Genomic DNA, 26530 nt, shown 5'->3' on the forward strand with positions numbered 1-26530 from the left:
TCGAGATGTGCTCGCGCTGACGATCCTCGGCTTCCTCTTCGAAGGCCCCCTGCACGGCTACGAGTTGAAAAAACGAGTCGTCGAATTGACCGGCCACGCACGCCCCGTCAGCGACGGCACCCTCTACCCCGCCATCACGAGAATGCACCGCGCCGGCCTCGTCGATCGAGTCGAGCACGCGGGCACAGGCCCGTCCCGCTACGTCCTGACCATCACCGACGACGGCCGACGCGAACTCCGCAGGAGGCTCGGTGAGCCGGCGGAGCAGGACATCACCGACTTCACCCGCTTCGCCGTCGTCCTGACGTTTTTGTCTCTGCTGGACGAGCCTGATCAGCGGCGTGCAGTCCTGCGTCGGCGCCTCGCCTTCCTCGAACTGCCCGTCAGCTTCTTCTACGACGGCGACCGCCCCCTGCGTGCCGAGGACGTCACCGACAACTATCGACGGGGACTTCTCACCATCGCGCGAGCCACGAGCCGAGCCGAACGCGCCTGGCTGCGAGAGGCACTCGAACTCGAATGACGAGCGTTCGGACGGTGTCACGGCCTCATGACACTCAATCCCTCACTGCATGACTCTGATCGCGGCACCTGCTGTCGAACGGCGCCGCGGTGCCCCGGAAATGCGACTCCACGACTGTCGAACTTTTCGCGCATGAAGGCGGTCGGATCTGGCGTTGCGGACGAGAATACGTCGACGCCCGCCGCGGCCGCGTGAGGTACAGCAACTCCCGAGCGCGCGCGGGGCAGCAGACGAGGGCAGTGTCGGGCAGCACCCCGACACCGACTTCTATTCAGCTCGTGCTGCGCCCTGCCCACTCGAAAACGAAGCGACGACGGACGGGACAGAGTGCTCGCCGGCGTACCGGGCCATGACTTCAAGCCCCCGTACTCAGACCTTCGGCGGTCGCAATCTCGAACGGTGGTGGACGGCCATGGCTACACGACTCTTAATCCAACGGTCTATTGGACCCAGTGCAGACAAGATGGCGACGCCCTGACCAGCAGTAATGCAGCGCCAGACTCTGCCCGGAGAGCCCGAACGCGTGAGTTTCGAGCTGAAAGTCATGAATAAGTAGTGGGTGGCACCGGAACCAGAAGAGCCCCTGATCAGCATAACTGCTGATCAGGGGCTCTTTGTGGTGCGCCCACAGGGACTCGAACCCCGGACCCAGTGATTAAGAGTCACTTGCTCTACCAACTGAGCTATAGGCGCATGGTCGGAGCGGCTCGCGCTCCTCGGTGCGTGAAAGACATTAACACCTGGCGCGCAGGGAGTGAAATCGAGTCACTGACCTGCGCAGATGCTCAGCTGACGATCTTGCGGATCACCAGGATGGCGACGACGGCGCCGACGCCGATGAGCGAGAACTTCACGGCGGGCTCGTTGAGGGTGCCCACGACGCTGCGCTTGGTGTTCTCGACCAGCCGCTTCGGGTTGGCGCGCACGCTGAGCTCGTCCAGCGTCGACGCGAGCTGGTCGCGTGCGGCCTCGATGTCGCGCTCGATGTTGTCGGTGTTGCGTGCCACGAAAGCCCTCCCGGCTGGACGAAGATGCAGAACTTCTGCGGTCGCCTCAGAGCCTAGAGCACGACGCCCGGCGCGCCTGCCCGGCTCGGACGAGTCGGCTAAGTTTGGCATCGTGACCACGACCTCGAGACTGTCCGCAGGCGACGCTGCTCCCGCCCTGTCCCTCCCCGACGCCGACGGCAACACCGTGTCGCTGGCGGACTACGCCGGCCGACGCGTGGTCGTCTACTTCTACCCCGCCGCGGCGACGCCGGGGTGCACGAAGCAGGCGTGCGACTTCCGCGACAGCCTGGCGCAGCTCAACGATGCGGGCCTCGAGGTGATCGGGGTGTCGCCGGACAAGCCCGCCAAGCTGACGAAGTTCCGCGACGACGAGGGCCTCACGTTCCCGCTGCTCTCCGATCCGGAGAAGTCGACCCTGCAGGCGTGGGGCGCGTTCGGCGAGAAGTCGATGTACGGCAAAACCGTCACGGGCGTCATCCGCTCGACGTTCGTCATCGACGCCGACGGCAAGGTCGAGGTGGCTCAGTACAACGTGAAGGCCACCGGCCACGTCGCCAAGCTCATCCGCGATCTGAAGCTCTGAGCCGCCACTGCTCGGGCAGGCGGCTCAGGAACGCTGCTTCGGCCACCGCGATGGTCTCGATCTCGCTGGGGTCGACGCTCTCGTTCGGTGCGTGAATGGTCGACAGCGGCTCCTCGACGCCCATGAGGACGATCTCCGCGTCCGGAACCGCGCGCTGCAGCGCGGTGCACAGCGGAATGGAACCACCCTGCCCGGCGAACTGCACGGGCTCGCCGTAGGCGTCGCTCAGCGCGGTCATCAGCGTGCCGTACGCGGGGCCGTCCGTACGGGCGGCGAAGGGTGATCCGACGGCATCCGGCGTGACCGTCACCCGCGCGGACCACGGCGCCGCATTCGTCAGGTGAGTGACGAGCAGATCACGCGTCTTCTCGGCGTCCATGCCGGGCGGTACGCGCAGTCCGATGCGCGCGGACGCGCGAGGCACCACGGCGGCGGCGCTTCCCACCACGGGTGGGCAGTCGATGCCCATGACGGTGACGGACGGCCGGGCCCAGAGATGGTCCGCGATGGACCCGCTCCCGGTGAGCTCCACACCGTCCAGCACGCCCGCATCCGTCCGGAAACGCTCGACCGGATACTCGGCACCGTCCCACACGCCGGAACCGTCCACCCCGTCGATGGTGGTGTCTCCGTTGACGTCGTGCAGTGTGGCGAGCATTGCCACGAGGGCCACCAGTGCGTCGGGCGCAGGACCGCCGTACATGCCGGAATGCACTGCGCCGCGGAGTGTCTCGACGTCGACCCGCACGATCGCCATGCCGCGCAGCGACGTCGTCAGCGTCGGCGTTCCGACGGCGATGTTGCCCGTGTCGCCGATGACGATCACATCGGCCGCGAACAGTTCGGGACGATCGTGCACCAGGTCCTCGAGGCCACCGGTCCCGGTCTCCTCCGAGCCCTCGCACACCACCACGATGCCCACCTCCGAGTCGGAGCCGAGCGCACGGAGCGCCGCGAGGTGCATCAGCACGTTGCCCTTGCAATCGGCCGAACCGCGGCCGAACCAGCGACCGTCCCGATCGGTCAACTCGAAAGGCGCGCTCTTCCAGAGAGACTCGTCGCCCGCAGGCTGGACGTCGTAGTGCGAGTACAGCAGGACCGTCGGAGCACCGTCCGCAGCGCGGCGCCGACCGATGACGGCCGCCGATCCGTCGGACGTCTCGTGCAACTCCGTGCCCGTCACGCCGGCGTCGCGGAACGCGTCTCGTACCCACTCCGCAGCGGAGCGGCACTCGGACGGCGGCGCCTGCTCGGGATCGGCGATGGAGCGAAAGGCGACGAGGTCGGCCAGTTCGGCGCGCACTCGCGGCATGCTCGCACGCACGCGGTCTCGGAGCTCGGACAACTGCGCATCGGTACCAGAGGTCATGGAAAACAGTCTGGCACCTCGACGCGTCGACCTACTGCGGGAACTCCTGGTTCAGCCACTGCCCGGTCTGCTGCCAGTGCTTCGCCCACGCCTCGTCCTGCAGCTGCTGCGGGGACTTGTTCGGATCCTGCTCGGGCACCGGGACGGTGAACTGCGGAGCGGGTACCGCACTGGGAGAGGACGACTGCTGCTGTGGCGGCGTGGTGGTCCACGGCGTGGGCGCCGGCGCAGCGGCGGTCGGCGACCAGGGTGCTGCCGACGGCGCGGTCCAGTCGGAGGCCGCGGCGTCTGCTGCGGCGTCCTCTGTCGGAACCGGCGCTGCCGGAGCAGCGGGGGCCGGCGACGCGGCCGGAGCAGCGGGAACCACCGGTACCGCGGCTGCGGGAGCATCTGCCACCGGGGACGCGGAGCCACCGTTCGGGGCCTGCTGCTCAGCGGCGGTGTTCTGGGGCACGCTGTCCGATCCACCGGACATCACGGCAGCGGTACCGATGCCCGCCGCGACCAGCGCTGCTGCTGCAGCAGCGCCGGCGAACCCGACGAAACGGCGCGAGCGGCGACCGGTGGGAGCGACGGACGCGGCCGTCACCACCGGGATGGCCTCGGTCCGAGCATCGTCGATCGGATCGACGACAGCAGGCGCCACGACGGCGGGGAACACCTCGGTGTCGGTGTCGGACGACGTCGTGGGAGGAACGGCCTTGTCGACGGGCGTGACCTCGTCGGCGGACGCGACTCGGGGTCGAGCAGCCGCGGCGGCGGCACCTGCCACACCGGCACGTGCCGCTGCGGACTTCGAGATCGGCGACGCGGACGCGCCCGACTTCACGACGCCGGACTTCCCCGCACCGGTCGCAGACCGGCGTACCGGCTTGGCCGGGACGGGACGCGTCGGGCGCAGAGGTGGGCGGGCTGCCGCTGCGGCGGCGGCGACAGCGGAGGGTGTGGTCCGCTGCCAGGGCGCGACATCGTCGGCAGGAGGAGTGGCGTCGTCGTCGAGTGTCGCGCCGGCGGCGGGCGTGTCCGCGACGACCGGGGTGGGAGAGTCGAAGACGGGAACACCGAACGCGAGTTCGAGGATGGGCGGAGCCACGTCGATGTCAGCGGCAGCGCCCGAGGTCACGACGGACATGACACAGGCGTCGGCGACGTCCACCAGGTCCCACAGCATCGGCACCGTCAGCCCGATCTGCTCGGGCGAGAAGTCCTCGAGGTCGATCGACTCGGCGACGCCGAGGTCCGACCCGTCGATGGGAGACAGCAGGGACGCCGTCACCGTGGACCCGTCCAGGTGATACAGCAGAACGGCGGAGACCACGGTGGTGTCACCACGGGTCTCGGGTGCGCTGCTGTTGCGGGGGGTGTCGTTCATGATGTGCCTCCTCTTCTCGAAGACGAACCGGAAGCCGACACAGCCGTCGTGACTCCCCCGAGACCGGCCTGAACGATCGACTACTTGCTCCGTCAGTGAACGATGCGTCTTGTAACAGTCTCTAAACATACCGTAAGTTCATATTGAATGCAGCCGAACGGTAGCTCACTGTTCGAGAACGGTGGGTCGACCGATACTGTTGGTGACGTGGAGTCGACCGACGGAGCACCGGGGCGCAGCACCCCGATCACCGAGGAGACAGCGCACGAACAGGGCCTTCACGACGAGACCGATGTCCGCGACGGGGCCGACACCAGCGAGAACGCGGACGAGAACGAGCCCGTCGAGCTGCTCCCCCGCCGCCGCCCCACCCAGGAGCGCAGCAAACGGAAGTTCGACGCGTTGTTGACGGCGTCGCGCGAACTGTTGACCGACGTGGGGTTCGAGTCGTTCACGTGCGAGGAGGTCGCGGCCCGCGCCGGGCTGCCCATCGGCACGCTGTACCAGTTCTTCGCCAACAAGTACGTCATCGTGTGCGAACTGGGTCGCCAGGATCTCGCAGGCGTGCGCCAGGAGTTCGCCGATTTCGACGGGGAGGTTCCGTCACTCGACTGGCTACGCTTCCTCGACGACTTCCTGGACCATCTCTCCAGCCTGTGGACGTCGGATCCGTCCCGACGCGAGGTGTGGTTGGCGATGCAGTCCACCCCGGCCACACGCGCCACCGGCATGATCCACGAGAAGGCGTTCGCCGCCCAGGTGGAGCGGGTGCTCGCACCGCTCACACCCCGCACCCCACGTGCCCGCCGCAACCTCATGGCCGAGGTGCTCGTGCACGTCGTCTACTCCATGCTCAACTTCTCGGTGCAGGACGGTCAGAGTCACGCCGACGCCGTCGCCGAGCTGAAGCGCCTGATGGGCGCCTACCTGTTGGTGGCAGAAAAGGAGAGCCGACGCTGATCGCGTCGGCTCTCCTCTTCTCCGTCATTCGTCTGACGATCACTCCTCGAGGATCGCCACCGCTCCCGCCATGTCGCCGTCGTGGGTCAGCGACAGGTGGATCTTGACCGTCGGCAGGAACTCCGCGGCCATGCCGTGCAGCTTGATCGACGGACGTCCCCACGCGTCGTTGACGACCTCGATCAGCGGGTACGGGTTGTCGCCGATCTGGGGCGCACGAGCGAAACGTGATGCGGCCCAAGCCTTCAGCACCGCTTCCTTGGCGGCCCACCGCGCGGCGTAGTGCCGCGCGGGATCCGCACTGCGCGTGGCGGCGTGGCGACGCTCGCCGGCAGTGAAGCTGTCGCGGACCATGGTGGTCCCGACCTTCTCCATCTGCTCGGCGAACTCCGAGACCGACACCAGATCCAGACCGACTCCCAGGATGCTCACTCGGCCACCGTACGGTAGACGTCGTCCGCGCCGAGGCGAGAATCTTCGCTCAGCAGCAGATCGATCTCGAGCTCGTGCTTCGCATCGCTCGACGTGCCGTCGTGGCCCAGTCGGCGATCCTCCGGACGCTCGTACAGCGAGGATCCGCCGCACATCGCCTCCATCAGCCGCCGCTTGCCTGCCACCACACGTGCCTGCGCCTTCGCCGTGTACTCCTCGCGCTGCGCGGCCGGAACCGCCTCGAGGAACGCCTGCGGGTGCACCACGGCGATGATGCCGGACACATGGCCGAAGCCGAGGCTGGTCAGCAGACCGGCCTTGAACGGCAGCCGCTCCCCGAAGCGCAGCGGTTCGCGTACCCAGACCAGGTTCTCGAACTCGGTCATCGTGTCGTCGACGCAGTCGAGACTGCGGTTCGGCGGCACGACGCCCTCGGCCAGCACCTGGCAGAGACCGATCAGCTGGAAGGCGGCAGCGCCGCCCTTGCTGTGTCCGGTCAGCGACTTCTGCGAGACCACGAAGAGGGGGTTGCCCTCCGTGCGGCCCAGTGCTCGGGCCAGACGCGTGTGCATCTCCGCCTCGTTGGGATCGTTCGCGTTGGTCGACGTGTCGTGCTTGGAGACGATCGCGATGTCGTCCGCAGAGACGCCGAGTGCGCTGAGCGACAACGCCATCGCCGAGTCCTGACCGCCGCGGGCAGCGCCGAGGGCGCCGAGACCGGGAGCCGGGATCGACGTGTGCACGCCGTCACCGAAGGACTGCGCCCATCCGACGACACCGAGGACGGGGAGGCCCATCTCCAGAGCGAGGTCACCGCGAGCCAGCAGAATCGTTCCGCCGCCGTGCGACTCGACGAAGCCGCCGCGTCGACGGTCGTTGGCTCGGGAGAACCGGCGATCCGAGATGCCCTTGGCGTGCATCGCCGAGGCCTCCGCCGTCGCCGACATGTCGCCGAAGCCGATGATGCCCTCGGTGCTGAGGTCGTCGAACCCGCCGGCCACGACGAACGTCGCCTTGCCGAGCCGGATCTTGTCCACGCCCTCCTCGACCGAGACCGCCGCCGTGGCGCAGGCCGCGACCGGGTGGATCATCGCGCCGTAGGACCCGACGTACGACTGCACCACGTGCGCCGCAACGACGTTCGGCAGCGCTTCCTGCAGGATGTCGTTCGCACGAGCGTCACCCAGAAGGGTGTCGATGTACAGCGAGCGCATCGACTCCATGCCGCCCATACCGGTGCCCTGCGTATTGGCGACCAGCGAGGGGTGCGTCCAGCGCATGAGCTCGGACGGGGTGAAGCCGCTGGTGATGAACGCGTCGACCGTGCAGACGATGTTCCACAGCGCGACCCGGTCGATGGAGCTCGCCATGTCCGGCGAGATGCCCCACTTGGTGGCGTCGAATCCCGTGGGGATCTGACCACCGACCGTGCGCGTCAGCTTCATCTGACGCGGTACGCGGATCTCGGTGCCCGCCTTGCGCGTGACCTGCCAGTCACCCTCCGCGTTCTGGTTCACGACCGTCCGCTCGGGATCGGCACCGACGAAGGCGCGTGCCTCCGCCTCGCTGCCGACGACGAACGTCAGATCGTTGTCCAGGAACACCGAGGTGAGCAGCGGCGCGGTGTTGTTCACCATCGCGCCGTCGTCCTCGTACTGCCGGATACCGCAGCGTTCGACGACCGTGTCGTGGTACCGGTCGGCGATCTCCGCCTCGGGCACCAGATCGCCCGACTCGGCGTCGTACCACCCCGGCTTGGGATCGTTCTCCCAGACCACCAGACCGGTGTTCCACGCGAGTTCGAGAACGCCTGCCGCCGAGAGCTTCTCGTCGACCTCCATCTCGAAGCGGGTGCGTGCGCTGCCGTACGGCCCGAGCTCGCCCGTTCCGACGATGACGACCATCTCGGACGGCTCGATGTCCAGAGCGGTCCACGCGGGTGCTGCGGGCTGCTCGTCGAGCCGCGGCGGCGCGGGAAGCGCGTCGACGGTGGCGAGTGCCTCGGCGACGGCGTCGTCCGCGACGGCCTCGTCGGCCGCCTGCTTGGCGAGTGCGGCCAGATCGAGGCCCGCCTCGGCGAGGCCGCCGGTGAGATCGACCTCGAGCGGTGCCTGCGCGGCGGCGGTCCGGGACTCCTCGTCGCAGGTGGCGAGCAGCTGCTCGGCCATCTCCGCCGTGGACCAGGTGCGCACACCGGCTGCCTCGGCAGCGTTGGCCACCGGGTCGTTGTGACCCATGAGGCCGGTGCCGCGGACCCAACCGATACGGGCGTGCACCAACGTGACTCGCTCGGCCCAGGTGCGCTCCGCCTTCCAGCGGTTCACCACGGCGTCGAGCGCTGCCTTGGACTCGCCGTAGGCACCGTCGCCACCGAACAGTCCACGGTTCGGCGAACCGGGAAGTGTCACGTGCAGACGGGTGTCGACGTCGCGGTCGTGACCGATCTTCGACAGACCACCGATGAGACGCTCGACCGACCAGAGCAGGACGCGCATCTCCATCTCGGCGCGGGCACCGGCGTCGGACAGCTCGCCGGCGACCCGCGGTGCCGCGAAGGGGAACAGCATCGTCGGGGTGACGGCGGGCTTGACCAGCTTCTTCGCGCCACCGGCCGAATCGATCTGGTCGCTGCCGATCCACTCGATCAGGGCATCGACGTCGGCGTACGAGGCCATGTTCGCCGGGACCACCCAGAGGGCTGCTCCCGCAGTGGCATTCGTGCGGTAGAGCTCACGGTAGAACCCGACTCGGCTCTCGTCGAGACGCGAGGTGGTGAGGAAGACGGTCGCACCGCCGGCGAGCAGTTCCCCGGTCACCGCAGCGGCGATCGAGTTCTTGCTGGCGCCGGTGACGACCGCGACCTGTCCGGTCCAGCGGGTCGATGCCTCGGTCGACTGCGCCGCAGCCGACGCGATGGCGCCGTAGGTGGCCGCCAGGTCGCCGCGCCCCTGGGCGTCAGCCTTCTGCTGCCACCAGCTCGCCTGGGACGCGACAGCCGTGCCGGTTCCGGCGAAGGTGTCGACAGCGAGTGCCTGAGCCTTCTCGTCCCCCAGCCACAGCCGGGCGAGATCCTCACGCGCACTGGCCCAGCGGTCGTCGATCAGCACCGCCTTGCGGGCGTCGAACGATGGAGCGACCAGACGCGGCCAGTCGGTGCCGAGCTCGGTGGACACCAGGTCGACCAGCTCGGCCTCGCTCGCGTCCGCCTCGGGCAGGGTGAGGTTCTCGGCGAATCCGAGCTGTTCGAGGACCAGTCGGGCCGCCGAGGCCAGCACTCCGCTGCGCCCGGTGATGTTCTCGGTGAACTCACCCAGGGCGGCCGCGTCGACGGTGCCACCGCCGCCGCTGCCCCCACTGGAGGGCATGGACACCTGGATGCCGCGTCGCTGACCGACCGCAGTCACGGCTGCGTCGATGACCGCGTCGACCGCGGCACCGTCGGCGACGGCACCGTCCGCGAGACCACCGAGGTCGCCGCCGCGGATCGATGCGCCGTCCCTGGTGCCGAGGGCGACCTCGGCGGTGACGTGGTGGGCCCACCCGTCACCGAGCTGCCACACCTTGGCGACGCGCTCCGCGATGGAGCCGGGGCGACGTCCCGACGGTCCGAACACCTTGCGCAGGTGATCGTTCACCGAGTCGCTGAGCACCGGCCCGAACGGACGGTAGGTACGTGCCAGCTTGTTGACGGTGCCGGCGAGGGCACCCATGTCGGCGTCGGCCGCGCCGTCGATCGCGCCGAGCGACAGCTCGGAACCGAGATCGACGAGCAGCTGGTTACGCCGGGACGAGACGCCGTCGCACAGTGCCTCGATGGTGTCGGCGGGGCCGATCTGATCGATGCGGAGCTTGGTCCACAGGGCGATCAGCACGGTCGTGGCGTCCGACGCCGTGAACGCGATGTCGTCGGGACGCGGTCCACCGGCCGGGGCCGCGGGAGCAGCGACCGGGGCGGCGACGGCTGCCGGGGCAGCCGCCGGATCGGCAGCGGGAGTCTCGGACTCGGGCTCGTCCACCATCTCCGGGTCGGTGTCCGTGGAGAAGACGACGGCCGCGTCGCGCTCGATGTTGAGCACCTCGACGGGGTGGCCGATGCGACCGGGAAGCTTGAGCGTGTTGGTCGCGAGGTTGGCCACCGTGGGAACGGATCCCAGACCCACCTCGACGAAACGCTCGATGCCCAGTCCGCCGTCCGACTCGTCGGCGAACAGCAGGTCCTGCGTCTCGATCCACCGGACCGGGCTGGCGAACTGCCATGCCAGCAGCTCGGTCAGGATCACGCGGCACAGATCGGCCGGGCGGGCGGCCCAGTCGTCCCACCGACTCAGGACGTCGGCCAGCGGCTCGGACGGCACCAGGTCGGCGATCTCCTGCACGAAGTCACGATCGAGCGTGAACAGACGCGGAACCAGGTTGGGGATGTAGCGGCCGACGAGGATCGACGGGTCGATCGTCTCCGGGAGCAGCTCGAGGAGACGAGCCCGGAAGTCGTCCACACCGCCGCGAAGAACGGTGGAGTGGAACGGGACGTCGATGCCGGGGACCAGGATGAAGGCCCGCTTGCCGCCGAACTCGGCACGGCGACGGTCGATCTCGCGCTCGAGCTCCTCGAGACCCGCGACGGTGCCGGCGATGGCGTACTGGGAGCCGCGCAGGTTGAGATTGACCACCTGCAGGAACTCGCCGGTGCGCTCACCGATGGACTCGACGAATCCGATGACGTCGTCGTCGGCGAGGCCGACCTGGGACGGACGGATGGCGGCCATGCGGTACTGGCTGCGGCCCTTCGCATCACGCGGGACCAGCTGGTGCATGGCGGAGCCGCGCTGGAAGACCACTTCGAGGACGGCCTCGAGCGGCAGGACCCCGGCGACGGCGGCGAGAGCGTTGTACTCACCGACGGAGTGCCCGGCGAGGAACGAGTCCTCGACGAACGCGCCGGACTCGCGGAGCTCAGCCACCTGGGCGACACCGAGCACGGCCATCGCGACCTGAGTGAACTGGGTCAGGTGCAGGACGCCGTCGGGATGACGGTGGGTCACTCCCCTGGCCCGAAGCTCGGTCGGGTTGTCCCGCACGACAGCGAGAATGGAGAAGCCGAGGGCAGCGCGGGTGTGCTTGTCCGCACGCTCCCAGATCTCACGGGCGGCCTTCGAGCGAGCCCGTGCGTCGAGTCCCATGCCGGGCTGCTGGATGCCCTGGCCCGGGAACGCGTAGACCGTCTTCGGTGCGGCGATGCGGCCGGTGGCCATCATGACCATGTCGCCGTCGACCTTGCAGGAGACCTCGACGATCTCGGAACCGGCCTCGTAGCCGACGCGATCGACGCGGACGTCGATCGAGGCGCCGGGACGCACCATGCCGAGGAAGCGCGTGGTCCACGCCGTGAGGCGACGCGGCGGAGTCGTCGCGGCCGGATCGACGGCGGTGACCACCTGCTGCGCGGCAGCCGAGAGCCACATGCCGTGCACGATGGGATCGCCGAGACCGGCGAGACGTGCTGCGGCGTCCGAGGTGTGGATCGGGTTGTGGTCGCCGGAGACCTGAGCGAACGCACCCATGTGACGCGGAGCCGTGATGGTGGTGTCGCGGCGACGGCGGCGCGGGGTCTCGACCAGCGCGTCGGTGACCGACCCGCCGGCGCGCGGCGGATCCGACAGCGTGCCGGTGCCGGTGCGGCCACGGATGGCGAACCGCTCGACGAGGGTGGCGACGACGGGAGCGTCGAGGCCCTCGCCCAGCATGGCGCCGATCTCGACGGAGACCTCGACCACGCGGCCGAGATCGGTGTCGACGACCTCGCCCGACTGCGCCTTCACCACCAGGATGCTGTGGTGGTCCGGCAGCGTGCCCATGAGATCGATGCGGTGGTCGAGGTGCACCAGGTCGAGCATGCCCTCGATGACGGAGCCGGCGTCGGCGGTACGCGCCGAGCCGAGCACGGCGAACACGGCGGGCCAGCACGCTCCGACGAGGACGTCGGGCACGGCCGAGTGGCCGACGCCGTAGTCCGCGGGGAGGCCGGAGCCGGTGACACCCGCATGGTCGGCGACGAGGTCGGGCGACCAGGCGATGTTGAGGCGAGCAGCGCCGCCCTTGACCGTCGGGAGTTCCTGTCCCGCAGCGACTCCGAGCAGTGCGGACATCGACGACTCGGCGTCCGCGTCGGTGACGAGCGGCGCTCCGCCGTCGACCGCCGAGGCGGGGACGGTGATGCGGATGTCGACGCTCTTGCCGGGCGAGAGCGGGACCGAGAGGAGCACCTGGTCCGAGCCGGCGACGGTCAGCGTGGCGCCGGTACGGGCGTGGGTGGCGGCCTCGTCGGACACGACGTCCCACTCGGACAGTGCACCGAGTCGACGAACGGGGTTGGGCGCGAGGCGCGATGCCCAGGTGATGTCCGGAGCGGCGAGCACCATGCCCACGAGACCGCCCGCGATGTCGGGATGACGGCGGGTGGCGACGGCGACGGAGTCCGCGCCGGAGCCGAGCAGGCGATCCGCGGTGGCCTTCTCGAAGCGGTTCAGCAGATCGCCGACCGGCTCGTTCAGCCGGTCGATGCCGGCGACTGCCACGGTGCCGGGGATGACGCAGACCTGGTCTGCCGAGTACCGCGCGTCGTGGGCCTGCCACAGCGAGTCACTGCGCCACCAGCGGCGGACGTCCTTGTCCACGACGGGAACGAAGTTGACCGGCTTGCCGGGGATGCGGCACAGCGAGATGAAGAACGGCACGTCGGCCGGGTGCAGCTCGACCGTCGAGGCGTCGGGGTAGGCCGCGACGAGTGCCCGCAGGGCATCGGCGGGGCGATCGAGGATGTCGTCCTCGGCGAAGAGGGTGGGAACGGGGCCACGGTCGACGGGGTGCAGGCGGGCCTCGGCGCGCTGGAGCATGTCGCGGAAGCGGACGCGCCACGTGACGTCGAGCCACGGAGTGTCGGTGTCGATGTCGTGCCCGACGGCGAGCTCGAGGTAACGCTCGAGCCAGCGCAGGTACGTCATGGACGCGACGTCGCCGAAGTACGGCTTCGCGGTGGCGTCGAGAGCGGCGATGATCTCGTCGCGGCGGGCGGCCACGGCTTCGTCGTCGCCGGCGACCTCGTCGAGCAGACGACCGGTCCGCGAGGCGGCGTTGTCGATCTCGTGGATGTCCGCGCCGAGCTGGCTGCGGCCGGAGGCCATGCCACCGATCGCGGTGCCGGCACCGACCCAGTCGGGCGTTCCGGGGGTGTCGACGAGGAGCTGCTTGACCTCGGGGGACGTTGTCGCCTCGAGCGTGGCCATCGCGGCGGTGCCGACGAGGATGCCGTCGAGCGGCATGGCCGGGAAGCCGGCGGCCTCCGACCAGCGTCCGGTGAGGTAGTCGGCTGCGCGCTCGGGAGTTCCGATGCCGCCGCCGACGCAGATGACGATGTTGTCGTGCGACCGCAGCTCCGCGTAGGTGGCTACCAGCAGGTCGTCGAGGTCCTCCCACGAATGGTGGCCACCGGCGCGGCCACCTTCGATGTGGACGATGACCGGGTAGTCCGGAACCTCGTTGGCGATGCGGATCACGGCGCGGATCTGCGCCACCGTGCCCGGCTTGAAGCAGACGTGGCTGATGCCGACCTCGGTCAGCTCCTCGATGAGCGCGACGGCCTCGTCGAGCTCGGGGATGCCCGCGGTGACGACGACGCCGTCGAACGGCGCACCCGCCGTGCGGGCCTTCTGCACGAGGCGCTTGCCGCCGAGCTGCAGCTTCCACAGGTAGGGGTCGAGGAAGAGCGAGTTGAACTGCACGGACCGGCCCGGCTCGAGGAGCTCCTGCAGCTCGGCGACGTGGCCGGCGAAGATCTCCTCGGTGACCTGTCCGCCACCGGCGAGCTCGGCCCAGTGGCCGGCGTTGGTCGCGGCGGCGACGATCTTCGGGTCGACGGTGGTCGGGGTCATGCCCGCGAGCAGGATCGGCGACCGACCCGTCAGCTTGGTGAAGGACGTCTCGACGGCGGTGTATCCGTTCGGGAGGGTGACCACGGACGGGGCGAAGTCGCTCCACGGCCGGTCCACCTCGGGTGCGGCGCCGGGAGTGAGGAGGTTGCGGTGCCCGGTGCGGGTCGACGCGGCGACGACGCCCACGCCGTGGCCACTGATGTTCGATGCGGTCAGGCGGGTGAGGGCGTCACCGGGACCGAGGTCGAGGATCCACGAGGCGCCGGCGGTGACCACGGACTCGGTCGCGGCGACCCAGTCGACCGGATCGACCAGGATGGCCTGCGCGAGTGCGCGGGCACGGGAGACGTCGACGCCACAGCGCTCGGCCCACTGGCCGACGACGTCGACGGCCTCACCCATCTGCGGGTGGTGGAAGCCGACCTCGATGTCGAGGGGTTCGAAGACGGGAGCGAAGATCGCGCCGCCACGCTTCTTGGCGTCACGCTCGCGGGTCTCGGTGGCCGAGATCTCCTCGCAGCGCTGCTGCACGCGGACGAGCTTGGTGTACGGACCGCTGAGGACGACGCGGCGGCGACCGTTGCGGATGGCGACGACGGCGGACGTCGTGGCGTCGTCGCCCGCGACCTCGTCGACGATGGCCTGCAGACGGACGGGGTCGACGGCGGAGACGGCGATCATGGGAGCCCGCTCGCCCGAGCCGATGAGGGCACGGCGGCGGCCGACGAGACCGGCTGCGGCACCGATGAGCTGCGCGACGGCCAGCAGTTCGGCGTCACTGCGTCCGAGATCGGCGACTGCCGCCTCGGCGAGGACACCCTGCGAGTGGCCGATGACGGCGGAGGGCGGAGTGGCGGTCCAGTCCAGTCCCTGCACCGACAGCGCGCGCAGTGCGGCGATCTGGGTGAGGAGGACGCCGGGGACGGAGACGGCCGCGGAGGCGAGGGCTGCGGTGGACGGACCGGCCGACGGATCGTCGGCGAGCTCCTGCTCCAGCATCCAGGCGATGGGATCGAAGCCGAGGGGCCGCACGACCAGGAGCTCCTGCGCCACGGGCGTGAGGATGTCGGCCGCGGTGTTGACGAGATCGGTGATCTGCGGCTCGAGTGCACAGTCCCGGGTCAGCTCGTCGAGGGTGGGCAACCAGGGCGCACCCTGGCCACCGAAGGCGAACGCGTAGGGCTCGCCCGCGACGAACCGCTCCGCGAGCGACTCCGCCCGATCGGTGGAGCGCTGGCGGTTGGGGGGAGTGCTCTCGTTGATGGTCACGCGTGCGTGTCCTCTCCTACCTCGGATCGCGAGGTGCTGGGTACTTCTGACGCTGGGCTCGTTCGACGTGGCTGGGTTGTTCGACGTTGCTGGGCCACCGGCGGACGAGACTCCGGGAGCCCGAGACGGTGGGCAGTCGTCATCGACGGACCACTCGCATCTCGTGGGCTCAAGGATGACACGGAATCATGAGGAATTCCTCACGTTCTGTTTGACGTCCTAGTGCTACCCGCGGGTACGTCGTGATCGTGGCCAGGAACGGCGGCTCAACTGACCCGAAAGTAGGGTCGATCGCTGCAGACCAGGGCGGTTTCTGCGGGCGCGGAACCTGAGGGATTCCTCGTGTTCATCGTTACCAATTCGTTATACGAGCGGACGGGCGGTTCCTGTCGGACCGTCCGCCTACCTTCCTGATCGCACACGTCGTGCACCGAGACCGGGGGGACTCACATGACCGACACCATCGCAGCGCTCGTCGACCGTTCGACGCGGACTGCCACCGCTACCGCCGTCGACGCGGTGATTCCGCGAGAGACCTCGCCGTTCTGGTTTCCGGGGTGGGCCGGGGACGTCGAGGCCGCTCTCCTCGACGCCGTGTTCTCGTCGAGAGCGACGTACGGCGGTCCCACCACGGGAGTGCGCCGGGTGATCGCCGCGTGGCGGCGCTCGCGATGCGGCGCGGTGGACGATCTCCGCGCTCTCACCACGCTCGATGCCGACGTCGTGGACAACCGGCAGCGGGTTCCGGGGAATCACTCGACCAAGGCCGACGCCGCGCGGGCCGTCGCCGCCGCACTGCTCGCAGTCGGGGTGACCAGGGCGACGGACGTGGACGGTTCCGAGACGCAACACGACGCGTTCGTCTCCGTCGCAGGTGTCGGCGAGCTGTCATGGGAGTGCTTTCTCGGCGCCCTCGGCGTCGCGTCACCGCTGAGCGACGCCGGGGTCGACGACTTCCTGCGCGTGACACTCGCCGTGACCGTCGACGGAGTCGAGGACCGGAACGCCGTCCTGGACGCGGTCGCAGGTGACCTCGACACCGACCGCGCGACGCTGCGGCACGCGGTGTGGCGCTACCAGCGTTCGCTCGTCCGCAGGCCGCGGACCCGCGAGGTGCCGGCCGAGGTCGTCTAGACTCACCTGCACGCGCGAGTGGCGGAATTGGCAGACGCGCCAGGTTTAGGTCCTGGTGTCTCAGGACGTGGGGGTTCAAGTCCCCCCTCGCGCACGAGCAGGTGAGTCCCACCACGACCCCTACGACGCGGTGTCGTTGACCGTGCGCGGTCCGGTACCGTCGTGGTGTGGATCAGAGCCGGGACACCACCTCCAGGACGCGCCGACCAGCACTCATCGTGCTGGTCATCGTCGCTGCCTGCGGATGCCTGGCGCTCGGGTACTGGCAGTGGGAACGATTCGAATCGTCGTCCGGCACGGGTCAGAATCTCGGCTACGCCTTCCAGTGGCCCCTCTTCGCCGCCTTCGTCGTGTTCGCCTACCGACGGTTCGTCCAACTCGAGGACACCGTGGACGAACCGGTGGAGTCCACGGTGATCACCGAGATCCCCACCGATCTCCTCCCGCAGCGCCCGACAGCTCGGACGACCCGCCTGCCCGACGACACTGCCGACGACGAGGAGACTCGTCAACTGCGGGAGTACAACAGCTATCTCGCGGAGTTGGACGCCGGCCGCGAGAACGACAGGAGCACTTCGTGAGCACCGCAGAACCTCGTCCCGCCGCTCGAAGCACCGGGGGTCGGCCGACCGACCGGCGGATCGAGCCCGCGCTTCTGCGCTATCGCGTTCTCGCCTACGCCACCGGTGTATGGCTGCTGGTGCTGACCGCGGAGATGGTGGCCAAGTACGTCTTCGGCGTCGAGAACCTGCCCGGGTGGATCGCGATCGTGCACGGCTGGGTCTACTTCGCGTACCTGATCGTCACGCTCGACCTCGCCGTGAAGGTGCGCTGGCCCGTCGGCCGCACCATCGGCACGCTCCTCGCCGGCACCGTGCCGTTCCTGTCGTTCGTCATCGAGCACCGCCGCACCCAGCAGGTGAAGCGGGACTTCGCCGTCCGACCTACTGCGTGAGCGCGGTGATCTCCGGGAGCAACCGGCGCAGCGCGACGCCGCGATGGGACGACGCGTCCTTCTCCGCAGGCGTCATCTCGGCAGCGGACTGCCCGGCACCGTCCGGAACGAAGATCGGGTCGTAACCGAATCCACCGCTTCCGGCACGGGTTCTCGACACACTCCCCCGCCACTCGCCGCGGACCACGTGCTCACGTCCGTCCGGCAGCACCAGCGCGCAGGCGGAGACGAACGCCGCACCGCGCCGCTCGTCCGGCACGTCGGCCAGTTGCGCCAGCACCAGCGCGGTGTTCGCCTCGTCCTGCCCGTGCTGCCCCGACCATCGCGCCGACAGCACTCCGGGCATATCGTTCAGTGCGTCGATCGCGATCCCCGAATCATCTGCCACACAAGGCATCCCGGTCGCGGCAGCGCCGTCCCGAGCCTTGATCAGAGCGTTCTCCTCGAAGGTCGCCCCGGTCTCGGGAGTCTCCGGGTACTCGGCGACCTCGTCGAGCCCCACCAGTTCCACGCCGCCGACCTGCGCGGCATCGAGCACCCGCCGCAGTTCGGCGAGCTTCTTCGCGTTGCGGCTGGCGACGAGGAGCCGTACGTCAGGCACCGGGCAGCTCACCGGGGTAAGGGGCCGCGAGAGCCTCCTTCTGGATCGCGAAGATGCGCTCGCAGCCGGCGAGGGCATTGTCGAGCATGGCGTCGAGGGTGGACCGCGGGAAGGTCGCGCCCTCGCCGGTGCCCTGGATCTCGACGAGTGTTCCGGTGTCGGTGGCCACGACGTTCATGTCCACCTCGGCGCGGGAGTCCTCCTCGTACGGCAGGTCCAACCGGACGCGGCCGTCCACCACGCCGACCGACACGGCAGCGATGGCGCAGGAGATGGGCTGCGGATCGGCGAGCTTGCCGTGAGCCGCGAGATAGGTGACTGCATCGGACAGTGCCACGAAGGCACCCGTGATCGCCGCGGTGCGCGTCCCGCCGTCGGCCTGCAGCACGTCGCAGTCGAGGGCGATGGTGTTCTCACCGAGAGCGGCGAGATCGATGCAGGCCCGCAGCGAGCGCCCGATGAGTCGGCTGATCTCGGACGTGCGTCCGCTGACCTTGCCCTTCACCGATTCGCGGCTGTTGCGGGTGTGCGTCGCGCCGGGAAGCATGGCGTACTCGGCGGTGAGCCAGCCGAGCCCGGATCCCTTGCGCCACCGCGGCACCCCCTCCTCCACGCTGGCGGTGCACATCACCCGGGTGTTGCCGAACTCGACCAGCACCGATCCTGCCGGGTGCGAGGTGAAACCGCGGGTGATGGTGATGGTGCGGAGTTCGTCGTCTGCTCTGCCGTCTTCACGTGTGGACACGCCTGCCACCCTAGTCGGGTCGCCGACACGGCCCGGGGACGGACTGCCGCGCCCCGAGGGACGTGCGAGCGGTCAGACCTCGACGACGTAGCCGGGTGAGACGGCATGCACCGGACCACCGAACTCGGCCTTCGCCTCCGCGACGACGTCCTCGCGTGACGTCCACGGCGGGATGTGGGTGAGCAGCAGTTCCGAGACCTCCGCCATGGCCGCCAGCCGGCCGGCCTCGGTACCCGAGAGGTGTACGCCCTGAGGGCGATCCGCGGCGTGTGTCCACGACGCCTCGGCCAGGAGCACGTCGGCCCCGGTCGACAGTTCGACCACCGCGTCGCACATTCCGGTGTCCCCGGTGTAAGCCAGGACGGTTCCACTCTCGGTGGTGATGCGCATGCCGTAGGACTCCGGCGGGTGGTACACGCGTCGCGGCTCGATGGTCAGCGCACCGAACGTCACCACGGAACCGTCTCGGAGGTACCGCAGATCGAGGGTGTCCGACATGTCGTCGATCCGGCCACCGCTCTCCGCGGACGCCACGCCCAGACGGAACGCCATGTCCGACGGCCCGAGGACCACGGCACGGCCCTCCACCGCAGTGGGGCCGTACCGGCGCCAGACCAGCAGTCCGGGGACGTCGAGGCAGTGATCGGCGTGCAGGTGCGACAGCAGCACGTGCACGTCGGCGGGGTTCACGTACTTCTGCAGGGCACCGAGAACACCGGGCCCGAAGTCCATGACGAGCGGAGCGGTGTCGGGCGCCTCGATGAGATATCCCGATGCCGGCGAGTCCGGACCCGAGACACTGCCCGAACAACCCAGAACCGTGAGACGCATGGGTGTCATGCTGCCACGCGCGGTGAGAGGTCCGAGAGAGTTCGGCGACACACCGTGTCGTGAGATGTCCGAAGGGTGCGCACGGCTCCTGTCACCGGTGCAGGGTGGGCGACGGCGGGAGCGTGCGCGCGGCGCGTTGCCGACGTGCGGCACCGGCGAACATCCAGGCCGCCAGTACTCCCGCGAGTGCGCCGAACAGGTGGCCCTGCCACGACACGTCCTCCTGCGTCGGGAGCACCCCCCACAACGCGCTGCCGTAGACGAGCAGCACCAGGACCCCGACGAGCAACTGCCCGAGATCGCGGGCGAAGACGCCGCGCACGATGAGGTAGGACAACCACCCGAACACGATGATCGAGGCGCCGACGTGCAGGGACGCGGTCTCGCCCGTCAGCCAGGTGCCCAGCCCACCCACGATCCACACCACCGCGGTGACGGCCAGACCGCGCGCGATGCCCGAGAGCATCAGCACGAATCCCAACACCAGCAGCGGAACGGTGTTGGCGAACAGGTGGTCCCACCCGTGGTGGAGCAGAGGGGCGAAGGCGACGCCCTGGAGACCGTCGACCGATCGGGGGCCGATGCCGTGCCGGTCGAGGGCGAGACCGGACGCCACGTCCACCGCCTCGATGACGTACAGAACGGCGACGAAGCCACCGATCACCATGGCGGCGCTCGCCCAGCGCGAGCGTCGCGGCTGCGTGGCCGGCTGCGCGCCGGAGGTTCCGAGGGTCATGGCGTTCCCGATCGTGAGGCGAGAGGTGATGTCCGGTTTCGACGATACTCGAGAGTGCGGGTCGGGCTCACGCGCCGGAACTCGGGAACACGTCCCGATAGGCGGGAACCCCGGCCACCGCCGTCGCGGCGAGGATCGCCCGCGCGATGGCGCGCTCGACCACCGGGGCGACCGCCGCGCACACTCCGTCGAGCACGGCCAGATCGGGCATCATCATCGGCATGTCCACCTCGGCGGGGCGGGCGGCCGCCCGTCCCGTCGCGATGGCGAAGATCGTGTCGCCGTCCAGCGGCGAGTGGGCCGGTCGGATCGCGCGTGCGAGCCCGTCGTGTGCGGCGACGGCCACCCGCCGGCACTCCGACTCGGTGAGCTGCGCGTCCGTGGCGACGACGCCGATGGTCGTGTTGAGGGAGGTGTCCTTCGGCGCGAGCTCGGCGGCCGCCCGCACGTCGTCCGCACTCGGGATTCGCAGGCCCACCTCCGGGACGGACGACGCACTCCACAGGACACCCGTCGCGGGGTCGAAGACCGATCCGACGGGATTGACGACCATCAACGCGCTGACCACCAGACCCGCCGCGGCGCCGGTCTCGATCCGTGTCGACGCGCTGCCGACGCCGCCTTTCAGGAGCCCGGCGCGCGCGCCCGTCCCCGCGCCGACGCATCCGAGCGCGAAGTCGGCGGACGCGGTTGCCGCAGCTGCTCGTCCGAACTCCGCGTCCGGTCGCACGGACCAGTCCCCCATAGGTAGATCGAAGATCACGGCGCCCGGCACGATCGGGACGACACGGTCGTCTCGGCCCATCCGCACGCCGCGCCGATGCTCCTCGAGGTGGCGCATGACTCCGTCCGCCGCCGCGAGACCGTAGGCGGAACCGCCTGTCAGCAGCACCGCGTCGATCTGCTGCACGGCGTGGGACGGATCCAGCAGGTCGGTCTCGCGGGTACCGGGCCCGCCGCCGCGGACATCGACGGCCGCGGTGACCGGCGCGTCCGTCATGACGACGGTGCAGCCGGTCGCGCGTCCGACGCCGTCGTGGTGCTCGTCGGACAGCGTGACCTCGGGATCCAGCACGTGGTGGTGTCCGACGGTCAGTCCGGCGACGTCCGACAGCAGGTCGCGCATCACGGCATGAGTACCTGGACCAGCGAGTCCTGCATCCAGGTGAGCCAGTGGTAGACGTCCAGGTGCGGTGCTCGCGGATCGTCCTCCTCGAGTTGGTCGGGGGTGTCCGCATCGATGCCGAGGGTGGTGCCGAGGGCCAGCCGGACGTCGTTCAGCCCGGTCAGCCAGGAGTCGGCCTGCTCGCGGGTGAGAACGATCTTGCCGCCGCCGTTCGGCAGCGTCGACAGGATGGTCGCGCCTGCGGCGCGCTTGATGTCGATGATGTCCGGCTCGTACAGGCTGCGGAGGGCGCCGTTGAGGTCGGCCTGCTCGGCGAGCGCGTCGGACTCCGCCGTGTCTGCGCCCTCGGGCCGGTGGAAATCGGGAAGCAACCGCGCGAGCGTGGGGTCCTCGGGAGCGGAGGTGTTGCCGGATCGCATGCCGGTGAGCTCGGCCAGGTCGTCGGTCGGCGCCTCGGCGCCCCGTCGCTCCAGCAGCCCCACCACCGACTCGACGAGCGACCGCAGGACGGCCACCTCGCGGCCGTCCATCTCCGACTTGAACTTGACGCCGCCCAGCGCGTTCTTCCGGGTCCACATGCGCACGACGACGGTCCTTCCAGAGTGGGTGAGACGAGTGTTCGAGAGTCAGACGTCGTGCTGCATGGTGGCCCACAGGCCCGCCGCGTGCAGCTTCTGCACGTCGATCTCCATCTTGTCGCGGGGCCCGCTCGAGACGACCGCCTTGCCTTCCGAGTGCACCTGCATCATCAGCTCCGTCGCCTTGTCCTTGCTGTAGCCGAACAGCTTCTGGAAGACGTAGGTGACGTAGTGCATCAGGTTGACCGGGTCGTCCCAGACGATGGTGACCCAGGGTGTGTCCGTCGCGGTGTCCTCGGACACCTCCACAGCCTCGTCGGGCGTGGCCTGCGGAAGTGTCGCGGTGAGATCCGAAGCCATGCCGCCCAGGATACGGCGTACATCGGTCGCCCCGTGACACGGTGACCGCTCTAGGGTGCAGTGGTGACCTCCACTGCGCTGTTCACCGATCAGTACGAGCTGACCATGCTGTCGGCCGCCCTCCGCGACGGTTCGGCGCATCGCGCCTGCACCTTCGAGGTGTTCGCCCGGCGGCTTCCCGACGGGCGGCGGTACGGCGTCGTCGCAGGCACGGGCCGCTTCCTCGATGCTCTGCGCGACTTCCGCTTCGGCGAGGACGAACTCGCGTCGTTGTCGTTCCTCGAGGCGGACACCCTCGACTGGCTCCGGAGCTACCGGTTCGGCGGAGACATCGACGGTTACCGCGAGGGCGAATTGTTCTTCCCCGGCTCCCCCGTTCTGTCCGTGCGCGGCACCTTCGCCGAGTGCGTGATCCTCGAGACGCTCGCACTGTCGATCTACAACCACGACAGCGCCATCGCCGCCGCGGCCACCCGCATGGTCTCCGCGTCCGACGGCCGGCCGCTCATCGAGATGGGTTCTCGACGCGCCCACGAGGAAGCGGCGGTGGCCTCGTCGCGCGTCGCGTACATCTGCGGTTTCGCGGCCACGTCCAACCTCGAAGCGGTCCGCCGCCACGGCATTCCGGGCGCCGGAACCAGTGCGCACGCCTTCACGCTGCTGCACACGGGCGTCGACGGGCCGGACGAGGCCGTGGCGTTCCGCTCGCAGATCGCCGCCCTCGGTGTGGGCACCACGCTGTTGGTGGACACCTACGACATCACCGCCGGCGTCGCGACGGCCATCGAGGTGGCCGGGCCCGAGCTCGGCGGCGTGCGCATCGACTCGGGCGATCTCGGTGTCCTGGCGCGGCAGGTCCGTCGGCAGCTCGACGACCTCGGCGCCACGCGCACCCGCATCGTCGTCTCGGGCGATCTGGACGAGTACGCCATCGCCTCGCTGCGGGCCGAGCCCGTGGACACCTACGGCGTCGGCACGTCCGTCGTCACGGGATCGGGCGCACCGACCGCCGGCATGGTCTACAAACTGGTCGAGGTCGACGGCATCCCCGTGGCCAAGCGCAGTTCGCACAAGGAGTCGCGCGGTGGACGCAAGCGCGCCGTCCGCCTGGCCCGCAGCACGGGCACCGTCGTCGAGGAGCTGGTGACGAAGGCCGGCGCGCCGTTGCCCGCGACCGATCCGTACACGGTGCGGGAGCTGTCCGTACCCATGGTGCGCGGCGGCGAGATCGTGCACACCGCCACGGTCGAGGACGCACGCACGCTGGTCGCGGAGGGCCTGCGATCACTGCCCTGGGAGGGACTCGGTCTGTCCCAGGGAGATCCGGCCGTGCCGACGGTATTCTCCTGACCGTGGCCACCGCACTCGTCGTCGTCGACGTCCAGAACGATTTCTGTGAGGGCGGCTCGCTGGCCGTCGAAGGCGGGGCGCGAGTCGCCGCCGCCGTCAGCACGCTCGTCGCCGGCGCGAGCTACGACGCCGTCGTCGCGACACGTGATCACCACATCGACCCCGGCGCCCACTTCTCCGAGACCCCGGACTACGTCGACAGCTGGCCGCGGCACTGCGTCGTCGGCACACCCGGCTGCGACTTCCACCCCGATCTCGACCTCACCCCGATCGAGGCAGTCTTCTCGAAGGGCGAGTACGACGCGGCCTACTCCGGTTTCGAGGGTGCCGACGAGTCCGGCACAGGCCTCGCGGAGTGGCTCCGCGCTCGGAACATCGACGCCGTCCACGTCGTCGGCCTGGCCACCGATCACTGCGTCCGCGCCACGGCCCGCGACGCCGCGCGCGCCGGCTTCGAGACGACGGTGCTGCTGGACTACTGCGCCGCGGTGAGCCCCACGACGGTGCCGGCAGTTCTCGCCGAACTCGCCGACGAGGGTGTACACGCCGACCGCTGACCGAGAGCCCGACGCGTCGGCACACCGGCGTAACCTCGCACGGTGCCGCCGAAGTCGAAGTCCGAGTTGCCCACCGTTCCGAGTCTGCTCAGCACCGCGGTGACGGCGCTCGGCGGCACCGAGCGCACGGCCCAGCTCACCATGGCCTCGGCCGTCGCGCACAGCATCGACACCGGCGAGCACCTCGCGGTGCAGGCGGGCACCGGCACCGGCAAGTCGCTCGCGTACCTGGTTCCGTCGCTGCGGCACGCCGTGACGTCGGGGAAGACCGTCGTCGTGTCCACGGCGACCATCGCGCTGCAGCGTCAGCTGGTCGACCGCGACCTGCCGCGTCTGTCGAAGGCTCTCACCACGGCCCTCGCGCACGAACCGACATTCGCGATCCTCAAGGGCCGTGGCAACTACCTGTGCCTCAACAAACTGCACGGCGCACCGTCCGACGCCCCGGAGGAGGAACTGTTCGACGCCTTCGCCGTGTCGCGGCTCGGCCGTGAGGTCAAGCGCATCACCGAGTGGTCCTCGGACACCGAGACCGGTGACCGCGACGAGCTGAACCCGGGCGTGTCCGATCAGGCCTGGCGGCAGATGAGCGTGACCTCCCGCGAGTGTCTGGGGAAGTCGCGCTGCCCCTACGGCGAGGACTGCTTCGCCGAGCTCGCCCGGGTGGATGCGGCGCGCGCCGACGTCGTGGTCACCAATCACGCGATGCTCGCCATCGACGCCATCACCGGCATCTCGGTGCTGCCCGAACACGACGTCGTCGTGGTGGACGAGGCGCACGAGCTCGTGGACCGGGTGACGTCCGCGGCGACGGCGGAGATGTCCGCGACCGCGGTCGGCGCCGCCATGCGTCGCTGCGGGAAGCTCGTGGAGGACGAGATCCTCGACCGACTGGCCGGCGCCGCAGAGGGTTTCGCCGCGTTGCTCGACGAACTCGAGGGCGGACGCTGGGAGGAGTTGCCCCCCGGCGCGTCCCAGACGATCGCGAGCATCCGCGACGCCGCGTGGGCCGTGCGCACGGCCATCGGGCCGGCCAAGCAGGGCGGCGCCGCCGCGGACCCCGACGCGGCGGCCGCGCGGACCGCGGCTCTCGCCGCCATCGACGACGTGCACGACACCGCGGTGCGCATTCTCGAGACGTACGAGGAGAGCGATCCCGCGAAGCGGCGGGACGTGGTGTGGTTGGCCGTCGACGAGTTCCGCGGCGTCGTGAAGCGGGTGGTCCGGGTGGCACCGCTGTCCGTCGGCGGACTGCTCCGGACCCGGCTGTTCGCGGAGTCGACCGTGGTCCTCACCTCCGCGACGCTCACCGTGGGCGGCTCGTTCGACGGTCTCGCCGTCAACTGGGGTCTGCCGGCCGCCAACCCCACCCGCGTCGACGCGGCCCTCGCGACCGGCACCGAGGCACCGTCCGACGCGGACACGTTCCGGTGGAACTCGCTCGACGTGGGATCGCCGTTCGACCACGGCAGGGCCGGCATCCTCTACATCGCCAAGCACCTCACCGCACCGGGGCGCGACGGTACGTCGCCGAGTCAGCTCGACGAGATAGCGGGGCTCGTGCGCGCCGCGGGTGGCCGCACTCTGGGCCTGTTCTCGTCGATGCGGGCGGCGAAGGCCGCGGCGGCCGAGATGCGCGAACGGCTGGACACCCCCGTGCTGTGCCAGGGCGACGATGCCACCGGCGCCCTGGTCGACCGCTTCGCGCAGGACGAGGCCACGTCACTGTTCGGCACGCTCTCCCTGTGGCAGGGCGTCGACGTCCCCGGTCGGTCACTGACCCTCGTGATCGTCGACCGCATCCCGTTCCCGCGACCCGACGATCCGCTGCTGGTGGCGCGGCAGCGCGCCGTCGAGTCGCGCGGAGGCAACGGGTTCCTCGCCGTCGCCGCGAACCACGCGGCGCTACTGCTGGCCCAGGGTGTCGGCCGACTGCTCCGCAGCGTCGACGACAAGGGCGTCGTCGCCGTGCTCGACTCCCGACTGGCCACGGCGCGATACGGCGGCTACCTCCGGGCGTCGCTCCCACCGTTCTGGGAGACGACGGACCCGGAGATCGTGCGCAAGGCGCTGACGCGCCTCACCGCCACCCAGACCTGAACCTGGACCCG

At 69.7% G+C, this 26530-nt stretch carries 21 protein-coding genes and 2 tRNA genes; 10 read left to right on the plus strand and 13 right to left on the minus strand.

Going from position 1 to position 26530, the window contains the following annotated elements; genetic code table 11:
* Positions 1-7 precede the first annotated feature (7 nt).
* The gene (locus HQ312_RS10660; RefSeq protein ID WP_374198292.1) at positions 8-523 is read left to right on the plus strand and encodes a PadR family transcriptional regulator; all 516 of its coding nucleotides are present in this window, start codon (positions 8-10) and stop codon (positions 521-523) included.
* A gap of 617 nt (positions 524-1140) precedes the next feature.
* Here HQ312_RS10660 and HQ312_RS10665 read toward each other — a convergent pair.
* Together HQ312_RS10665 and HQ312_RS10670 are read right to left on the minus strand one after the other, a co-directional pair.
* Positions 1141-1216, minus strand: a tRNA-Lys gene (locus HQ312_RS10665).
* Positions 1217-1308: 92 nt separating this feature from the next.
* Positions 1309-1530: a DUF3618 domain-containing protein gene (locus tag HQ312_RS10670; protein WP_027505503.1), complete on the minus strand. Its 222-nt coding sequence runs from the start codon at positions 1528-1530 to the stop codon at positions 1309-1311.
* Positions 1531-1642: 112 nt separating this feature from the next.
* Here HQ312_RS10670 and bcp point away from each other — a divergent pair, with 112 nt between their 5' ends.
* On the plus strand, positions 1643-2116 hold the full coding sequence (gene bcp / locus HQ312_RS10675; RefSeq protein WP_222638574.1) for a thioredoxin-dependent thiol peroxidase: 474 nt from the start codon (positions 1643-1645) through the stop codon (positions 2114-2116).
* On the opposite strand, the gene HQ312_RS10680 is transcribed toward bcp, so the two are convergent.
* Positions 2094-3485, minus strand: coding sequence for a dipeptidase (locus HQ312_RS10680; RefSeq protein ID WP_222638575.1), 1392 nt, complete (start codon positions 3483-3485; stop codon positions 2094-2096). The two genes, bcp and HQ312_RS10680, sit on opposite strands and share 23 nt — an antisense overlap.
* A gap of 31 nt (positions 3486-3516) precedes the next feature.
* Complete coding sequence (locus tag HQ312_RS10685) at positions 3517-4857, minus strand: hypothetical protein (protein WP_222638576.1); 1341 nt, start codon at positions 4855-4857, stop codon at positions 3517-3519.
* A gap of 348 nt (positions 4858-5205) precedes the next feature.
* Here HQ312_RS10685 and HQ312_RS10690 point away from each other — a divergent pair, with 348 nt between their 5' ends.
* Positions 5206-5817, plus strand: a complete 612-nt coding sequence (locus HQ312_RS10690) for a TetR/AcrR family transcriptional regulator (RefSeq protein ID WP_027505499.1) — start codon at positions 5206-5208, stop codon at positions 5815-5817.
* A 39-nt stretch (positions 5818-5856) separates the two neighbouring features.
* Here the strand turns inward: HQ312_RS10690 and HQ312_RS10695 are convergent, their stop codons facing one another.
* Together HQ312_RS10695 and HQ312_RS10700 are read right to left on the minus strand one after the other, a co-directional pair.
* Positions 5857-6249 carry a holo-ACP synthase gene (locus HQ312_RS10695; protein ID WP_027505498.1) on the minus strand — a complete coding sequence of 131 codons (393 nt, stop codon included), beginning with the start codon at positions 6247-6249 and terminating at the stop codon, positions 5857-5859.
* Complete coding sequence (locus HQ312_RS10700) at positions 6246-15446, minus strand: type I polyketide synthase (RefSeq protein WP_222638577.1); 9201 nt, start codon at positions 15444-15446, stop codon at positions 6246-6248. The genes HQ312_RS10695 and HQ312_RS10700 overlap by 4 nt, the downstream gene beginning before the upstream one ends.
* Before the next feature lie 450 nt (positions 15447-15896).
* Here HQ312_RS10700 and HQ312_RS10705 point away from each other — a divergent pair, with 450 nt between their 5' ends.
* From HQ312_RS10705 to HQ312_RS10720, 4 genes are all read left to right on the plus strand, one after another.
* Positions 15897-16580 carry a hypothetical protein gene (locus tag HQ312_RS10705; RefSeq protein WP_222638578.1) on the plus strand — a complete coding sequence of 228 codons (684 nt, stop codon included), beginning with the start codon at positions 15897-15899 and terminating at the stop codon, positions 16578-16580.
* A gap of 12 nt (positions 16581-16592) precedes the next feature.
* A tRNA-Leu gene (locus tag HQ312_RS10710) sits at positions 16593-16674 on the plus strand.
* Positions 16675-16747: 73 nt separating this feature from the next.
* Positions 16748-17161, plus strand: a complete 414-nt coding sequence (locus HQ312_RS10715) for a transcriptional regulator (RefSeq protein ID WP_222638579.1) — start codon at positions 16748-16750, stop codon at positions 17159-17161.
* Between the two features lie 59 nt (positions 17162-17220).
* Positions 17221-17535 (plus strand): DUF3817 domain-containing protein, encoded by a 315-nt coding sequence (locus tag HQ312_RS10720; RefSeq protein WP_373425275.1) that lies wholly within the window; start codon positions 17221-17223, stop codon positions 17533-17535.
* Here the strand turns inward: HQ312_RS10720 and rdgB are convergent.
* The 7 genes from rdgB to clpS form a co-directional block, all read right to left on the minus strand.
* Positions 17525-18136 (minus strand): RdgB/HAM1 family non-canonical purine NTP pyrophosphatase, encoded by a 612-nt coding sequence (rdgB, locus tag HQ312_RS10725; RefSeq protein ID WP_307108515.1) that lies wholly within the window; start codon positions 18134-18136, stop codon positions 17525-17527. The genes HQ312_RS10720 and rdgB overlap by 11 nt on opposite strands.
* Positions 18129-18881 carry a ribonuclease PH gene (gene rph, locus HQ312_RS10730; protein WP_027505493.1) on the minus strand — a complete coding sequence of 251 codons (753 nt, stop codon included), beginning with the start codon at positions 18879-18881 and terminating at the stop codon, positions 18129-18131. Before rph ends, rdgB begins: the two co-directional genes overlap by 8 nt.
* A gap of 72 nt (positions 18882-18953) precedes the next feature.
* Positions 18954-19712 carry a cyclic nucleotide-degrading phosphodiesterase gene (locus HQ312_RS10735; RefSeq protein ID WP_037185729.1) on the minus strand — a complete coding sequence of 253 codons (759 nt, stop codon included), beginning with the start codon at positions 19710-19712 and terminating at the stop codon, positions 18954-18956.
* A 91-nt stretch (positions 19713-19803) separates the two neighbouring features.
* Positions 19804-20448: a rhomboid family intramembrane serine protease gene (locus HQ312_RS10740; protein ID WP_056448929.1), complete on the minus strand. Its 645-nt coding sequence runs from the start codon at positions 20446-20448 to the stop codon at positions 19804-19806.
* 67 nt (positions 20449-20515) lie between these two features.
* Complete coding sequence (locus HQ312_RS10745; protein ID WP_222638581.1) at positions 20516-21574, minus strand: P1 family peptidase; 1059 nt, start codon at positions 21572-21574, stop codon at positions 20516-20518.
* The gene (locus HQ312_RS10750) at positions 21574-22158 is read right to left on the minus strand and encodes a DUF2017 domain-containing protein (protein WP_056448931.1); all 585 of its coding nucleotides are present in this window, start codon (positions 22156-22158) and stop codon (positions 21574-21576) included. The genes HQ312_RS10745 and HQ312_RS10750 overlap by 1 nt, the downstream gene beginning before the upstream one ends.
* Positions 22159-22200: 42 nt before the next feature.
* Entirely contained in the window at positions 22201-22512 is a 312-nt protein-coding gene (gene clpS, locus HQ312_RS10755) for an ATP-dependent Clp protease adapter ClpS (RefSeq protein WP_027505488.1), read from the minus strand.
* 60 nt (positions 22513-22572) lie between these two features.
* Between clpS and HQ312_RS10760 the strand changes: the two genes are divergently transcribed.
* From HQ312_RS10760 to HQ312_RS10770, 3 genes are read left to right on the plus strand one after another with little or no spacing between them, the layout of a single operon-like run.
* On the plus strand, positions 22573-23862 hold the full coding sequence (locus HQ312_RS10760; protein ID WP_308123868.1) for a nicotinate phosphoribosyltransferase: 1290 nt from the start codon (positions 22573-22575) through the stop codon (positions 23860-23862).
* A gap of 2 nt (positions 23863-23864) precedes the next feature.
* A complete protein-coding gene (locus HQ312_RS10765) occupies positions 23865-24419 on the plus strand; it encodes an isochorismatase family protein (protein ID WP_056448937.1) in 555 nt (184 codons plus the stop codon).
* 42 nt (positions 24420-24461) lie between these two features.
* On the plus strand, positions 24462-26519 hold the full coding sequence (locus tag HQ312_RS10770) for an ATP-dependent DNA helicase (RefSeq protein ID WP_308123869.1): 2058 nt from the start codon (positions 24462-24464) through the stop codon (positions 26517-26519).
* Positions 26520-26530: the final 11 nt, after the last annotated feature.

The sequence above is a fragment of the Rhodococcus sp. BP-316 genome (assembly GCF_019836105.1).
GTDB lineage: Bacteria > Actinomycetota > Actinomycetes > Mycobacteriales > Mycobacteriaceae > Rhodococcoides.

Excerpts from the sequence above, each read along its gene's own strand:
- HQ312_RS10680 (WP_222638575.1), bottom strand. The coding sequence starts at position 3,485 with ATGACCTCTGGTACCGATGCGCAGTTGTCCGAGCTCCGAGACCGCGTG.
- HQ312_RS10685 (WP_222638576.1), bottom strand. The coding sequence starts at position 4,857 with ATGAACGACACCCCCCGCAACAGCAGCGCACCCGAGACCCGTGGTGAC.
- HQ312_RS10705 (WP_222638578.1), top strand. The coding sequence starts at position 15,897 with ATGACCGACACCATCGCAGCGCTCGTCGACCGTTCGACGCGGACTGCC.
- HQ312_RS10735 (WP_037185729.1), bottom strand. The coding sequence starts at position 19,712 with ATGCGTCTCACGGTTCTGGGTTGTTCGGGCAGTGTCTCGGGTCCGGAC.
- HQ312_RS10740 (WP_056448929.1), bottom strand. The coding sequence starts at position 20,448 with ATGACCCTCGGAACCTCCGGCGCGCAGCCGGCCACGCAGCCGCGACGC.
- HQ312_RS10745 (WP_222638581.1), bottom strand. The coding sequence starts at position 21,574 with ATGCGCGACCTGCTGTCGGACGTCGCCGGACTGACCGTCGGACACCAC.
- clpS (WP_027505488.1), bottom strand. The coding sequence starts at position 22,512 with ATGGCTTCGGATCTCACCGCGACACTTCCGCAGGCCACGCCCGACGAG.